Source organism: Pseudomonas sp. zfem002 (assembly GCF_032621685.1).
In the GTDB taxonomy this organism is placed as follows: Bacteria; Pseudomonadota; Gammaproteobacteria; order Pseudomonadales; family Pseudomonadaceae; genus Aquipseudomonas; species Aquipseudomonas japonica.
Map to the genome: position 1 here is coordinate 67,928 of NZ_JAVYJH010000012.1, position 14,286 is coordinate 82,213.

12 protein-coding genes are annotated in these 14,286 nt (G+C 66.0%); 7 read left to right on the forward strand and 5 right to left on the reverse strand.

Annotated elements, in window-relative coordinates; genetic code table 11:
- The 5 genes from RTI28_RS15330 to RTI28_RS15350 all read left to right on the forward strand — a co-directional run bounded on the left by RTI28_RS15330 (window position 1) and on the right by RTI28_RS15350 (window position 6,182).
- A complete protein-coding gene (locus RTI28_RS15330; protein ID WP_316921221.1) occupies window positions 1-1,329 on the forward strand; it encodes an aromatic acid/H+ symport family MFS transporter in 1,329 nt (442 codons plus the stop codon).
- A gap of 51 nt (window positions 1,330-1,380) precedes the next feature.
- Window positions 1,381-2,307, forward strand: a complete 927-nt coding sequence (gene catA, locus RTI28_RS15335) for a catechol 1,2-dioxygenase (RefSeq protein WP_316921222.1) — start codon at window positions 1,381-1,383, stop codon at window positions 2,305-2,307.
- A 146-nt stretch (window positions 2,308-2,453) separates the two neighbouring features.
- The gene (locus RTI28_RS15340; RefSeq protein ID WP_316921223.1) at window positions 2,454-3,653 is read left to right on the forward strand and encodes a benzoate/H(+) symporter BenE family transporter; all 1,200 of its coding nucleotides are present in this window, start codon (window positions 2,454-2,456) and stop codon (window positions 3,651-3,653) included.
- A gap of 75 nt (window positions 3,654-3,728) precedes the next feature.
- On the forward strand, window positions 3,729-4,979 hold the full coding sequence (locus RTI28_RS15345) for an OprD family porin (protein WP_316921224.1): 1,251 nt from the start codon (window positions 3,729-3,731) through the stop codon (window positions 4,977-4,979).
- A gap of 240 nt (window positions 4,980-5,219) precedes the next feature.
- The gene (locus tag RTI28_RS15350; RefSeq protein WP_316921225.1) at window positions 5,220-6,182 is read left to right on the forward strand and encodes an AraC family transcriptional regulator; all 963 of its coding nucleotides are present in this window, start codon (window positions 5,220-5,222) and stop codon (window positions 6,180-6,182) included.
- On the opposite strand, the gene lpxH is transcribed toward RTI28_RS15350, so the two are convergent.
- Window positions 6,179-6,904, reverse strand: a complete 726-nt coding sequence (gene lpxH, locus RTI28_RS15355) for a UDP-2,3-diacylglucosamine diphosphatase (RefSeq protein ID WP_316921226.1) — start codon at window positions 6,902-6,904, stop codon at window positions 6,179-6,181. The genes RTI28_RS15350 and lpxH overlap by 4 nt on opposite strands.
- Window positions 6,901-7,401, reverse strand: coding sequence for a peptidylprolyl isomerase (locus tag RTI28_RS15360; RefSeq protein WP_316921227.1), 501 nt, complete (start codon window positions 7,399-7,401; stop codon window positions 6,901-6,903). The genes lpxH and RTI28_RS15360 overlap by 4 nt, the downstream gene beginning before the upstream one ends.
- A gap of 237 nt (window positions 7,402-7,638) precedes the next feature.
- On the opposite strand from RTI28_RS15360, the gene RTI28_RS15365 reads away from it, so the two are divergent.
- Both RTI28_RS15365 and cysS read left to right on the forward strand, forming a co-directional pair.
- Window positions 7,639-9,339, forward strand: coding sequence for a glutamine--tRNA ligase/YqeY domain fusion protein (locus tag RTI28_RS15365; protein WP_316921228.1), 1,701 nt, complete (start codon window positions 7,639-7,641; stop codon window positions 9,337-9,339).
- A 9-nt stretch (window positions 9,340-9,348) separates the two neighbouring features.
- Window positions 9,349-10,731 (forward strand): cysteine--tRNA ligase, encoded by a 1,383-nt coding sequence (cysS, locus tag RTI28_RS15370; RefSeq protein WP_316921229.1) that lies wholly within the window; start codon window positions 9,349-9,351, stop codon window positions 10,729-10,731.
- A 136-nt stretch (window positions 10,732-10,867) separates the two neighbouring features.
- Here the strand turns inward: cysS and RTI28_RS15375 are convergent, their stop codons facing one another.
- The 3 genes from RTI28_RS15375 to RTI28_RS15385 all read right to left on the reverse strand — a co-directional run bounded on the left by RTI28_RS15375 (window position 10,868) and on the right by RTI28_RS15385 (window position 14,162).
- Window positions 10,868-12,250: a HAMP domain-containing sensor histidine kinase gene (locus tag RTI28_RS15375; protein WP_316921230.1), complete on the reverse strand. Its 1,383-nt coding sequence runs from the start codon at window positions 12,248-12,250 to the stop codon at window positions 10,868-10,870.
- Window positions 12,228-12,908, reverse strand: coding sequence for a response regulator transcription factor (locus RTI28_RS15380; RefSeq protein WP_316921231.1), 681 nt, complete (start codon window positions 12,906-12,908; stop codon window positions 12,228-12,230). Before RTI28_RS15380 ends, RTI28_RS15375 begins: the two co-directional genes overlap by 23 nt.
- Before the next feature lie 234 nt (window positions 12,909-13,142).
- Window positions 13,143-14,162, reverse strand: coding sequence for a branched-chain amino acid aminotransferase (locus tag RTI28_RS15385; protein ID WP_316921232.1), 1,020 nt, complete (start codon window positions 14,160-14,162; stop codon window positions 13,143-13,145).
- Window positions 14,163-14,286: the final 124 nt, after the last annotated feature.

Sequence of the window (14,286 nt, forward strand, 5' to 3'; positions counted from 1 at the left end):
ATGCGAACCCTGGATATCCACCCGATCATCGATAACGCACGCTTTTCTCCCTTCCACTGGATGGTCATGGCCTGGTGCGGCCTGCTGCTGATCTTCGACGGCTACGACCTGTTCATCTACGGCGTGGTGCTGCCGGTGATCATGAAGGAATGGGGCCTGACGCCACTGCAGGCCGGAGCCCTGGGCAGCTACGCGCTGTTCGGCATGATGTTCGGCGCCCTGGCCTTCGGCAGCCTGGCCGACCGCATCGGGCGCAAGAAAGGCATCGCCATCTGCTTCGCGCTGTTCTCCGGGGCGACCATCCTCAACGGCTTCGCCAGCAGCCCCGGCGAGTTCGGCATCTACCGCTTCATCGCCGGGCTCGGCTGCGGCGGCCTGATGCCCAACGCCGTGGCACTGATGAACGAGTACGCACCCAAGCGTTTGCGCAGCACCCTGGTGGCGATCATGTTCAGCGGCTACTCGCTGGGCGGCATGCTTTCGGCCGGGGTCGGCATCTTCCTGTTGCCGCGCTTTGGCTGGGAGTCGATGTTCTTCGTCGCCGCGCTGCCGTTGCTGCTGTTGCCGGTGATCCTGCATTACCTGCCGGAGTCCATCGGTTTCCTGGTGCGCCAGGGCCGCACGGAAGAGGCGCGGATGCTGCTCAAGCGCCTCGATCCGCAGTGCGATGTGCAGGCCGATGACCAGCTCCAGGCCGTCGAACGCAAGGGCAAGGGCACCTCGGTGCTGGAACTGTTCCGCGACGGCCTGGCGGTGCGCACCCTGGCCCTGTGGCTGGCGTTCTTCTGCTGCCTGCTGATGGTCTATGCCCTCAGTTCCTGGCTGCCCAAGCTGATGGCCAACGCCGGCTACAGCCTGGGTTCGAGCCTGTCGTTCCTGCTCGCGCTGAACTTCGGCGGCATGGCCGGGGCCATCCTCGGTGGCTGGCTGGGCGACCGCTACAACCTGGTCAAGGTCAAGGTGGCGTTCTTCCTCGGCGCGGCGCTGTCGATCAGCCTGCTCGGGGTCAACAGCCCGATGCCGGTGCTGTACCTGCTGATCTTCATCGCCGGCGCCACCACCATTGGCACGCAGATCCTCCTGTATGCCGGCGCGGCCCAGCTGTATGGCCTGTCGGTGCGTTCCACCGGCCTTGGCTGGGCCTCCGGCATCGGCCGCAACGGCGCCATCGTCGGGCCGCTGCTGGGCGGCGTGCTGATGGGCATGCAACTGCCGCTGCAACTGAACTTCCTCGCTTTCGCCATCCCTGGCGCCGTCGCCGCGCTGGCCATGGCCGTGCACCTGGCCAGCGGCCGGCGTGCGGCGGTGTTGCCGGCTGCCTCGTCCTGACGGGTGTCGGGCGCTACCCCCATTTCAAGAAAACACAAGAGGACCGCAATCATGACCGTGACGATTTCCCAGACCCCCGCCCTCCAGGCGTTCTTCGAAGAAGCCGCAGGCTTTCGCAACGACGAAGGCAGCCCGCGCCTGAAGCGCATCGTGCAGCGCATCCTGCAGGACACCGCGCGCCTGATCGAAGACCTGGAGATCAGCGAGGACGAGTTCTGGCATGCCGTCGATTACCTCAACCGCCTCGGTGGCCGTGGCGAGGCCGGGCTGCTGGTGGCGGGACTGGGCATCGAGCATTTCCTCGACCTGCTGCAGGACGCCAAGGACCTCCAGGCCGGCCTGAGCGGCGGTACCCCGCGGACCATCGAGGGACCGCTGTACGTGGCCGGCGCGCCACTGGCCGAGGGCCAGGTGCGCATGGACGACGGCAGCGAAGAGCAGGTCGCCACGCCGATGTTCCTCGAAGGCCGGGTGTTCGATCCCCAGGGGCGGCCGCTGGCGGGGGCCACGGTGGACCTGTGGCATGCCAATACCCGTGGCACCTATTCGTTCTTCGACCAGAGCCAGTCGGCGTACAACCTGCGTCGGCGCATCGTCACCGACCGCGACGGGCGCTACCGCGCGCGCAGCATCGTGCCGTCCGGCTATGGCTGTGACCCGCAGGGCCCGACCCAGGAATGCCTGGACCTGCTCGGCCGGCATGGCCAGCGTCCGGCCCATGTGCACTTCTTCATCTCGGCGCCGGGACACCGGCACCTGACCACCCAGATCAACCTGTCCGGGGACCAGTACCTGTGGGACGACTTCGCCTATGCCACCCGCGACGGGCTGGTGGGTGAGGTGGTGTTCCGCGAGGACGGTGCGCGCGGTGTGGCGGGGCGGTATGCCGAGCTGGTGTTCGATTTCCATCTGCAGCAGGCCGTGGATGGTGATGCCGAAGCGCGCAGCAAACGGCCGCGGGCGTTGCAAGAGGCCTGATCGACAGTGCCGGCCTCATCGCCGGTAAGCTGGCCCCCACAGGTTTCTGCGGTGTACGCGGACCTTGTGGGAGCGGGCATTGCCCGCGATCGGGGCGACACCACAACCAGAGCCGGGCGCCGGCCAACCCCTTGCGAGCACCCATCATGCCCACCCTGATCAAGGACTGCTCCCTGTCCGCCGTCATCGCCGGCCTGATCGCCACGATGATTTCCTATGCCGGTCCGCTGGTGCTCATCTTCCATGCCGCCGAGGCCGCCGGTCTGTCCCACGACCAGCTGTCCTCCTGGGTCTGGGCGGTGTCCCTGGGCAGCGCTGTGCTGGGCGCGGTCCTCAGCCTGCATTACCGCGTCCCGGTGGTGATCGCCTGGTCCATCCCCGGCTCCGCGCTGCTGGTCAGCGCACTGCCGCAACTGGGCCTGGAGCAGGCGGTGGGTGCCTATCTGCTGGCCAACCTGATCCTCCTGGCGATCGGCCTCAGCGGCGCCTTCGACCGCCTCATTGCCCGTCTGCCAGGCGCCATCGCCGCGGGCATGCAGGCCGGCATCCTGTTCAGCTTCGGCATCGAGGTATTCCGCGCCTTGCCGGTGCAGCCGCTGCTGGTCGCGGCGATGTTCGTCAGCTACGTGGCGATGCGCCGGCTGCAGCCACGCTACGCGGTGGCGGCGGTGCTGCTGGTGGGCGCGCTGGTGACGGTGGCCAGCGGGCAGTTTCGCAGCGAAGCACTGGTCGTGGCGCTGGCCTCGCCGCAGCTGGTCAGCCCGCAGTTCAGCCTGTCGGCGCTGTTCAGCCTGGCCCTGCCGCTGGTGCTGGTGGCGCTGACCGGCCAGTTCATGCCGGGCATGGCGGTGCTGCGCAGCGCCGGCTACCGCACCCCGGCCAGCCCGCTGATCAGCGCCAGTGCCATCGGCGGCATCCTCCTTGCGCCGTTCGGCTGCCATGGCCTGAATCTCGCGGCGGTCACCGCCAGCCTGTGCACCGGGCGCGAAGCCCACGAAGACCCGCGTCGGCGCTATATCGCCGCACTGTCCGGCAGCGCCCTGTACCTGCTGCTGGGCATCGCCGGCGCGACCCTGATGGCGCTGTTCGCCGCCTTTCCCGCCGCGCTGATCGCCGCCCTGGCCGGCCTGGCCCTGTACGGCGCGATCAGCGAGGCGCTGAGCCGCAGCCTGGCCGAGCCGACGGAGCGCGATGCCGGCCTGTTCACCTTCCTGGTGAGCGCTTCCGGGGTGTCCTTCCTTGGTCTGTCGGCAGCCTTCTGGGGCCTGCTGTTCGGCCTCGTCGCCCACGGCCTGTTGCGCCTGCGCAAACCCCAACCCGGTGCGGCCCTGCGCCGCGACAACTGAAGGAGATTCGCCACGTTCGACCCGCCCCGTATTCCAGCGCCTTACCCATAACAACAAGATCAAGAGAGCTTCGGAATGAACCACACCCCTTGCGTCATGCTGGGCATCAGCCTGCTCAGCCAACCCCTGCTGGCCGCCGAACACGGCTTCTTCGAGGATGCCAAGGCCAGCCTCGGCGCCCGCAACTACTACTTCAGCCGCGATTTCTCCGACATCGTCGGCGCCAGCCAGCAATCGAAGGCGGAGGAGTGGGCCCAGGGCTTCATCCTCGATTTCAAGTCCGGCTACACCCCCGGCCCGATCGGTGTCGGCGTGGATGCCCTGGGCCTGCTCGGCGTGCGCCTGGACAGCAGCCCGGATCGGGTCAACACCGGCCTGTTGCCGGTGCACGGCGATGGCCGTGCCGCCAGCGAGTACAGCCGCCTGGCGCCGACCCTGAAGCTGCGCCTGGCGCAGAGCGAACTGCGCGTCGGCGAGCTGCAGCCCAACCTGCCGGTGCTGAGCTTCAGCGATATCCGCCTGTTGCCCCCGAGCTACCAGGGCATCAGCCTGAGCTCCAGCGAGATCGCCGGCCTGACCGTGCAGGCCGGGCACCTGCGCTCGACCCACCTGCGCAACGAGGCCGGCGACGGCAAGATGATGGCGATGCTCGGCCATGTGCCACAGCGCCAGGCCACCAGCGACGCCTTCGATTACCTGGGCGGCGACTACGCCTTCAATGGCGGCCAGAGCAGCGCCAGCCTGTGGTACGGGCAGCTCGAGGACATCTACCGCCAGGGCTTCGTCGGCCTCAAGCACAGCCAGCCGTTGGGGGCCTGGGTGCTGGGCGCCAACCTCGGCTGGTTCAGCGCGAAGGAGGAGGGCGAGGCCTTGCTCGGGCGCATCGACAACCAGGCATTCTTCTCCCTGTTCAGCGCCCGGCATGGCGGCCACACGCTGTACGCCGGGTACCAGGCGATGCATGGCGACAGCCCGTTCCCGCGGGTCTTCGCCAATATCACCCCGCTGGGCAACGAGGTGCCGACCTACGAGTTCGCCTACACCGACGAACGCTCGTACCAGCTGCGCTACGACTACAACTTCGTCGCCCTCGGCATTCCCGGCCTGACCGCCTCGGTGCGCTATATCAGCGGCGACAACGTCAGCACCGGCCAGGGCTTCGAAGGCAAGGACCGCGAGCGCGACCTGGACCTCACCTACGCGGTGCAGAGCGGCGTGCTGAAGGGCCTGGGCATCCGTGTACGCAATGCCATGGCACGCTCGAACTATCGAAGCGATATCGACGAGAACCGCCTGATCCTGAGCTATACGTGGCAACTGTTCTGAGACTGTGCGCTGATCGCACGCGGCGGCCGTCGGCCTGTCCGTTATCCGCACGACTTTCGTCGGCCGACATTGCCCCACCCGCGGGTGGGGCTTAGTGTTGAGGCTATTCGCCGATGGTCGCCTGCCGACGGAAAAAACCGGCCACGCGCTAGAATCGAACCACCGTGAACGACCGTCGCCGCCGCGCCCCGCGCGGCAGGCAGCGGCGCCAGAACAATAACGACAACGAGTGCCTTGCCTATGGAAAGCCGCCTGCTGAGCGAGCGCAGTAGCGTGTTCCACCGTGCCGACCCCTACGCCGTGTCCGACTACGTCAACCGGCACGTGGGCCAGCACTGCATCGGCCTGTCGCGCAGCACTCATCCCCAGGCCAGCCTGAGCCACCGCAAGTTCGCCGAACTGGACCTGTGCCGCATCAGCTACGGCGGCAGCGTGCGGGTCACCTCGCCGGCGCTGGAGAGCATCTATCACCTGCAGGTCCTGCTCAACGGCAACTGCCTGTGGCGCCGTGGCAGCCAAAGCGAGCGCTACCTCCTGCCGGGCGAGCTGCTGCTGATCAACCCGGACGAACCGGTGGACCTGACCTACTCGCAGGACTGCGAGAAATTCATCCTCAAGGTGCCCACCCGCCTGCTCGACACCCTGTGCGACGAGCAGCGCTGGCAGCGCCCCAGCAGTGGCGTGCGCTTCCTGCGCAATCATTACCGGCTGGATGAGCTGGAAGGTTTCGTCAGCCTGCTGGCCATGGTCTGCCAGGAGGCGGAAGCCAGTGATCCGCTGCCACGGGTGCAGGGGCACTACAGCCAGATCCTGGCGAGCAAGCTGCTGACCCTGCCGAGCACCAATATCCGCCGCGAAAGCCTGGGTTCGCACGGCGCCAGCCTGGAGCGGATCCTCGACTACATCGAGCGCAACCTGAAGTTGGAGCTGCCGGCCGAGGTCCTCGCCGAGCAGGCCAACATGAGCCTGCGCTCGTTCTATGCGCTGTTCGACCGGCAACTGGGCACCACGCCCAAGCAGTACGTGCTGCAGCGCAAGTTCGAGCGCCTGCAGCAATGCCTGAGCGATCCGACGTGCGCGGTGCGCAGCGTCACCGAACTGGCGATGGATTACGGATTCATGCACCTGGGGCGGTTTTCCGAGGGCTATCGCCAGCGCTTCGGCGAGTTGCCGTCGGAAACCTTCAGGCGGCGGGGACTCTAGACGAAATCGAACGGGGCCAGCTGGAAGCCCTGTTCGTCCACCTGCAGGGCCCAGCCCTGACGGTCCCAGTCGCCCAGCACGATACGCCGGCCGGCTCTGCCATCGTCGAGGGTCAGCTTGTGGATCGCCGGGCGGTGGGTATGGCCGTGGACCAGGGTGTGCACGCCGTAGCGCTGCATGACCCGCGGCACTTCCTCGGCGGTGACGTCGATGATGTCGTTGGCCTTCATGCGCGTCTGCGCCTTGCTCTCGCTGCGCAGCTTGCGCGCCAGCTTGCGCCGCGTGGACAGCGGCAGGTGACGCAGGATCCACAGGCTCAGCGGGTTGCGCAGGGTGCGGCGCAGCTTCATGTAGGCGACGTCGCGGGTGCACAGGCTGTCGCCATGCATCAGCAGCACCGGCTCGCCGCCCAGCTCGACCACGCACGGGTCCTTGAGCAGGGTGCAGCCGGCGGCCTTGCAGAAGGCCTTGCCGATGAGGAAGTCGCGGTTGCCGTGCATCAGCAGCACCTGCGTGCCGCTGTCGCTCAGCGCGCGCAGGGCCTGGCAGATGGACGCCTGGAACGGCGTCATGCCGTCGTCGCCGATCCAGGCTTCGAAGAAGTCGCCGAGAATGTACAGGGCCTGCGCGGCACGACCGCGGGTGGCCAGCAGATCAAGAAACGCCCGGGTGATGTCCGGGCGTTCTTCTTGCAGATGCAGATCGGAGATCAGCAGGATCACTCAATGATCTCGGCTTTCTCGATGACCACGTCGTCCTTCGGCACGTCCTGGTGGCCGGAGCGCGAGCCGGTGGCGACGCCTTCGATGGCCTGGACCACTTCCTTGCCTTCGATCACTTCGCCGAACACCGCATAGCCCCAGCCCTGGATGTTCTTGCCGCTGTGGTTGAGGAAGTCGTTGTCGCTGGCGTTGATGAAGAACTGCGCCGAGGCCGAATGCGGCTCCTGGGTGCGCGCCATGGCGATGGAGAACTTGTTGTTCGGCAGGCCGTTGTCGGCTTCGTTCTGGATGCTGTTGCGGGTGCCTTTCTGCTTCATGTTCTGGTCGAAACCGCCGCCCTGGATCATGAAGCCCTTGATCACACGGTGGAAGATGGTGCCGTCGTAGTGGCCTTCTTTCACGTACTGGACGAAGTTTTCCACGGTTTTCGGGGCTTTTACGCTGTCCAGTTGCAGGACGATGTCGCCGTGGTTGGTGCTCAGTTTGACTTTGGCCATGCTGGAATTCGCTCTCTCAAGGCAGGGGAAAAGAAGGGTGCGCTCGCACGTTACAGACCCTGACGCCCGGCAGGACGTCGGCGATACGTTCATCGCGATGATTTTTTTGCCATGCGCCGCCGATATTAGCGCCGGTTTGTCGGCGCGGTGCTGTCGGCGGCGCGACGGCTTCGGCTATGATAAGCGCTTTGTTTGACGCGGCCTACCCGGGCCGAACACCGGAATTCCAAGGATCCTATGAGCAAGCCCACTGCTGACACCGCTCCCAATGCCGCCAAAGGCGCGCCCGCCGTCCCCGTCAACTTCCTGCGCCCGATCGTGCAGGCCGACCTGGACTCGGGCAAGCACAGCAGCATCGTCACCCGTTTCCCCCCAGAGCCCAACGGTTACCTGCACATCGGCCATGCCAAGTCGATCTGCGTGAACTTCGGCCTGGCCGAGGAATTCGGCGGTGCCTGTCACCTGCGCTTCGATGACACCAACCCGGCCAAGGAAGACCAGGAGTACATCGACGCCATCCAGGAAGACGTCAAGTGGCTCGGCTTCCAGTGGACCGGCCCGGTGCGCTACGCCTCGGAATACTTCGATCAGCTGCATGACTGGGCCGTGGACCTGATCAAGTCGGGCAATGCCTACGTCTGCGACCTGACCCCGGAGCAGGCCCGTGAATACCGCGGCAGCCTGACCGAGCCAGGGCGCAACAGCCCGTTCCGCGAGCGCAGCGTCGAGGAGAACCTGGACCTGTTCGCACGCATGAAGGCCGGCGAGTTCAAGGATGGCGAGCGCGTCCTGCGTGCCAGGATCGACATGGCGTCGCCGAACATGAACCTGCGCGACCCGATCCTCTACCGCATCCGCCATGCCCACCACCACCAGACCGGTGACAAGTGGTGCATCTACCCGAACTACGACTTCACCCACGGCCAGTCGGACGCCATCGAGGGCATCACCCACTCCATCTGCACCCTGGAGTTCGAAAGCCACCGTCCGCTGTACGAATGGTTCCTCGCCAAGCTGCCGGTGCCGGCCACGCCACGCCAGTACGAGTTCAGCCGGCTGAACCTGAACTACACCATCACCAGCAAGCGCAAGCTCAAGCAACTGGTGGACGAGCAGCACGTCGAAGGCTGGGACGACCCGCGCATGTCGACCCTGTCCGGCTTCCGCCGCCGCGGCTACACCCCGGCATCGATCCGCAACTTCTGCGAGATGATCGGTACCAACCGTTCCGACGGCGTGGTCGACATGTCCATGCTCGAATTCAGCATCCGCGACGACCTCGACCGCAACGCCCCGCGCGCCATGTGCGTGCTGCGCCCGCTGAAGGTGGTGATCAGCAACTACCCGGAAGGCCAGGTCGAGCAACTGGAACTGCCGCGCCATCCGAAGGAAGACATGGGCGTGCGCGTCCTGCCGTTCGCCCGCGAGCTGTACATCGACCGCGACGACTTCATGGAAGAGCCGCCCAAGGGCTACAAGCGCCTGGAGCCGGCCGGTGAAGTGCGCCTGCGCGGCAGCTATGTGATCCGCGCCGACGAGGCGATCAAGGACGCCGACGGCAACATCGTCGAGCTGCGCTGCTCCTACGACCCGGACACCCTGGGCAAGAACCCGGAAGGCCGCAAGGTCAAGGGCGTGATCCACTGGGTGCCGGCCGCGGGCAGCGTCGAGTGCGAAGTGCGCCTGTACGACCGTCTGTTCAAGGCGGCGAACCCGGAAAAGACCGCCGATGGCGGCACCTTCCTCGACAACATCAACCCGGATTCGCTGCAGGTGCTGCGTGGTTGTCGTGCCGAGCCGTCGCTGGGCAACGCCCAGCCTGAAGACCGCTTCCAGTTCGAGCGCGAAGGCTACTTCTGCGCCGACCTGAAAGACTCCCGTCCAGGCCAACCGGTATTCAACCGCACCGTGTCCCTGCGTGATTCCTGGGGCAGCTGAGGAAATTTCGTGCTTACCATCTACAACACCCTGAGCAAGACCAAGGAAGCGTTCAAACCGCTGGACGGCAACAAGGTGCGCATGTACGTCTGCGGCATGACCGTGTACGACTTCTGCCACCTGGGCCACGGCCGCAGCATGGTCGCCTTCGACCTGGTCACCCGCTGGCTGCGTTACAGCGGCTACGACCTGACCTACGTGCGCAACATCACCGACATCGACGACAAGATCATCAACCGCGCCAATGAAAACGGCGAGGCGTTCGACGCCCTGACCGCGCGCATGATCGATGCCATGCACGAGGACGAGCGCCGCCTGAACATCCTCCCGCCGGACCTGGAGCCGCGTGCCACCGAGCACATCCCGGGCATGCACGCGATGATCCAGACCCTGATCGACAAGGGTTACGCCTACGCCCCGGGCAACGGCGACGTGTACTACCGGGTCGGCAAGTTCGTCGGCTACGGCAAGCTGTCGCGCAAGAAGATCGAAGACCTGCGCATCGGTGCGCGGATCGAGGTCGACGAGTCCAAGCAGGACCCGCTGGACTTCGTCCTGTGGAAGGCCGCCAAGCCGGGCGAGCCGAGCTGGGAATCGCCGTGGGGCGCCGGTCGTCCGGGCTGGCACATCGAGTGCTCGGTGATGTCCACCTGCTGCCTGGGCGAGAGCTTCGACATCCATGGTGGCGGCAGCGACCTGGAGTTCCCGCACCACGAGAACGAGATTGCCCAGAGCGAGGCCGCGACCGGCAAGCAGTACGCCAATTCGTGGATGCACTGCGGGATGATCCGCATCAACGGCGAGAAGATGTCGAAGTCGCTGAACAACTTCTTCACCATCCGCGACGTGCTCGACAAGTACCACCCGGAGGTGGTGCGCTACCTGCTGGTGTCGAGTCACTACCGCAGCGCCATCAACTACTCCGAGGACAGCCTGCGCGAGTCCAAGGGTGCGCTGGAGCGTTTCTACCATGCGCTGCGTGGCCTGCCGGTGGTGGTGCCGCAGGGTGGCGAGGCCTACGTCGAGCGTTTCGCCGCGGCGATGAACGACGACTTCGGCACCCCGGAAGCCTGCGCCGTGCTGTTCGACCTGGTGCGTGAAATCAACCGTCTGCGCGACAGCGATGCGCAGGCGGCGGCCGGTCTGGCGGCGCGCCTGCGTGAGCTGGGCGGGTTGCTCGGCGTGCTGCAACTGGAGGCCGACGACTTCCTGCGTGCCGGTGCCGAGGGCAAGGTCGATGCGGCCGAGGTCGAAGCGCTGATCCAGGCGCGCCTGCAGGCGCGGACCGAGAAGAACTGGGCCGAGTCCGACCGCATTCGCGACCAGTTGGCGGCCATGGGTGTGGTGCTGGAAGACAAGAAGGGCGAGACCACCTGGCGTCTGGCTGACTGAACACGCTGATTGCCACGCCTCTGTTGTAGGAGCGTGGCTTGTCGTGTGACGAACCACCGCGAAGGACCGCGTAGCGGTCCCGGACCTCACCTCGGTCGGGGACCGCTGCGCGGTCCTTTCGCAGGCAAGCCAGCTCCTACAGGGGGGGCCTGCAATGCACGACCAGCCGGGCACCCCCCAGCTCGCTTTGCCCCACCTCCAGCCCGAACCCGTGCAGATCGACGATCGCCGCGACGATCGACAGCCCCAGCCCGAACCCCGCATGCCGGTGCCCTTCGTCACTGCGATAGAAGCGCTTCAGCACCGCCTCGCGTTCTTCCTCCGGAATCCCCGGCCCACTGTCTTCCACCGCGATATGCAGGCCATCTTCGTCGGCTGCCGCGGCAATGCGCACCTGGCCGTCCGCCGGGGTGAACTTGATCGCGTTGCCCACCAGGTTGGCCAGTGCCTCGAACAGCAGTTCATGGTCGCCGAACAGCAGCGGCAGCGGCTCGTCGACCTGCAGGCGCAGGGTGATCTCGCCATCTTCGGCCAGCGGCAGATAGAAATCGTGCAGCTCTTCGAGAATCCCCCGCGGTTGCAGCTCGACGAAGCCGGCCCGACGCTGGCGGTCTTCCAGTTCGCTGATCCGCAGCAGCCCGCGAAAGCGCGCCATCAGCGTGTCGGTCTCGGCGATCGCCTGTTCCATCGCCTCGGCCTGCGGGGCGTCGTCGCCGGCCTGCTGGCGGATGCGGTAGAGCTGCGCGCGCAGGCGTGTGAGCGGGGTGCGCAGGTCGTGGGCGATGTTGTCGCAGACCCCCTTGACCTCGTGCATCAGCCGTTCGATGCGGTCGAGCATGGCGTTGACGATGGCGGCGAGCATGTCCAGTTCGTCGCGCCGCGGCGACAGCGGCAGGCGCCGGGTCAGGTCGCCGGCGACGATCTGCTCGGCGGTGGCCTGGATCGCGCGGATGCGCTTGAGCGGTCGGCGTCTGAGCCAGTACCAGCCGGCGATGCCGGGGATGATGGTCAGCGACAGGCCCCAGAGCAGGGCGTGGAGGATGATCCGGGTGACCACGAACAGCGAGCCGTTGTCGCGCACCAGCACCAGCCAGCGGCCATCCGGCACCTTCAGCGCCACGCCGTCGCAGCTGTCCGCCGGCAGGCGCGGGTCGTCGGCGTCGAGGCAGCGTTTCAGCTCGTGGATCCGGCCATCGAGGCCCAGGCCGCTGGGCATCTGGCGAATCTGCCCGCCCAGCGGGTTGAATTGCCGGTCGAACAGGCCGTAGGCGTCGAAGCTGCGCTCCTCGAAGGCCTGGCTGGCGATCAGCGCATCGTCCAGCTGCTTGCCGCTCATGTGGGCGAACAGGTGCTGGCGTTGCAGCAGGGAATGCCGGGTCAGCTTGTTCAGGTAGCTGGACACCTCGAGGTACAGCACCCCCATGAGGATGCTGCTCCAGGCCACGAAGAGAAAGCTGTACAGCGCCAGCAGGCGGCTGGTGGACGAACTCCAGCCCTTATGCGGGTTCGGCAATGGCATAGCCGGAGCCTCGCACGGTGCGAATCAGCGGCGACTGGCCGGGCGCGTCGATCTTCTTGCGCAGGCGACCGATATGCACATCGATCAGGTTGGTCCCCGGGTCGAAGTGATAACCCCAGACCTCCTCGAAGATCATCATCCGGGTGATCACCTGGCCGGCATGGCGCATGAGGAATTCCAGCAGCTTGTACTCGGTGGGCAGCAGGTTGAGGGTCTGCTCGCCGCGCCGCGCCTCATGGCTGATCAGGTCCAGCTCGAGGTCGGCGACCTGCAGGCGGGTCTGGGTCATCGGCACGCTGTTGCGCCGCAGCAGCACCTCGACGCGGGCGGCCATCTCGTCGGAGGCGAACGGCTTGGTCAGGTAGTCGTCGCCGCCGGCACGCAGGCCGCGGACCCGTTCGTCGACGTCGGAGAGGGCGCTGATCATCAGGATCGGCGTGGCGATCTTCAGGTTGCGCAGGGTGGTGACGATGGTCAGGCCGTCGACTTCCGGCAGCATGCGGTCGACGGTGATCAGGTCGTAGCCACCGGCGATGGCGCGGGCCAGGCCTTCGCGACCGTTGTCGACCCAGTCGACGTCGAGACCATGGCTGGAGAGTTCGGCGACGATTTCCTGGCCGGTGACGGCATCGTCTTCGATTGTCAGTACGCGGGGCATGCTTTTACCTGGGCGGCGAATTGAAATTCGATTGTGCCAAAGAATAGGCAAGGCCCGGGTTAAAGGAAATTCATCTGGGAGGAGGTAAACCCATTGGGGCCGCTTCGCGGCCCTTCGCGACGGTTCGGCGTCCCGACAAGCTCGCTCCCACAGGATTGCGCTTTACATTGTGGGAGCGAGCTTGTCGGGGCGCCGAACCGTTGCGAAGGGCTGCAAAGCAGCCCCAAAGAGACATCAGGCGACCTTGACGATCCAGCCCGCCGGGGCTTCGACGTCACCGCTCTGGATGCCGGTCAGTTCGGCGTAGAGCTTCTGGGTGACCGGGCCGACTTCGGTTTCGCTGTGGAACACGTGCAGCTTGCCGTTGTAGTGGATGCCGCCGATCGGGGTGATCACCGCGGCGGTACCGCAGGCGCCGGCTTCCTTGAACTTGCCGATCTCGTCGATGCGCACGTCGCCTTCGATCACTTTCAGGCCCAGGCGCGAGGCGGCCAGTTCCATCAGCGACAGACGGGTGATACCCGGCAGCACGGAGGCGGATTTCGGGGTGATGAATTCGTTGTCGGCGGTGATGCCGAAGAAGTTGGCCGAACCGACTTCCTCGATCTTGCTGTGGGTCAGCGGGTCGAGGTAGATGGCGTCGGCGAAGCCGGCCTTCTTGGCTTCGTAGCCCGGCATCAGGCTGGCCGCGTAGTTGCCGCCGACCTTGGCTGCGCCGGTGCCTTGCGGGGCCGCGCGGTCGTAGTCGGAGATGATGAAGTTGTGCGGGGTCATGCCGCCCTTGAAGTACGAGCCGACCGGGATGGCGAAGATCGAGAAGATGAACTCCGGCGCGGTACGCACGCCGACGTTGTCACCGGTGCCGATGACGAACGGACGCAGGTACAGGGAGCCTTTGCCATAGGGCGGGACGAAACGCTCGTTGGCCTTGACCACCTGCTTGCAGGCTTCGATGAAGACGTCGGTCGGCACTTGCGGCATCAGCAGGCGCGCGCAGCTGCGGGCCATGCGCGCGGCGTTCTGGTCGGGGCGGAACAGGTTGATCGAGCCGTCCTTGCAACGGTAGGCCTTCATGCCTTCGAAGCACTGCTGGCCGTAGTGCAGGGCGGTGGAGCCTTCGCTGATGTGCAGGACGTTGTCTTCGGTCAGGGTGCCCGCGTCCCACTCGCCGTTGCGCCACACGGACAGGTAGCGTTTGTCGGTCTTGATGTAGTCGAAGCCCAGCTTGTCCCAGTTAATGCTTTCGTTACTCATGGCACCCTCGATCGGTTTGGCAAATGCCTGTTCAGTACAGGCCACGCATCGCGCGCAAGGGGGTCACGATAATACATCCAGTGCGGATCGGAAACGCCTGTCGGCAGATTCGCCGGAACATCTC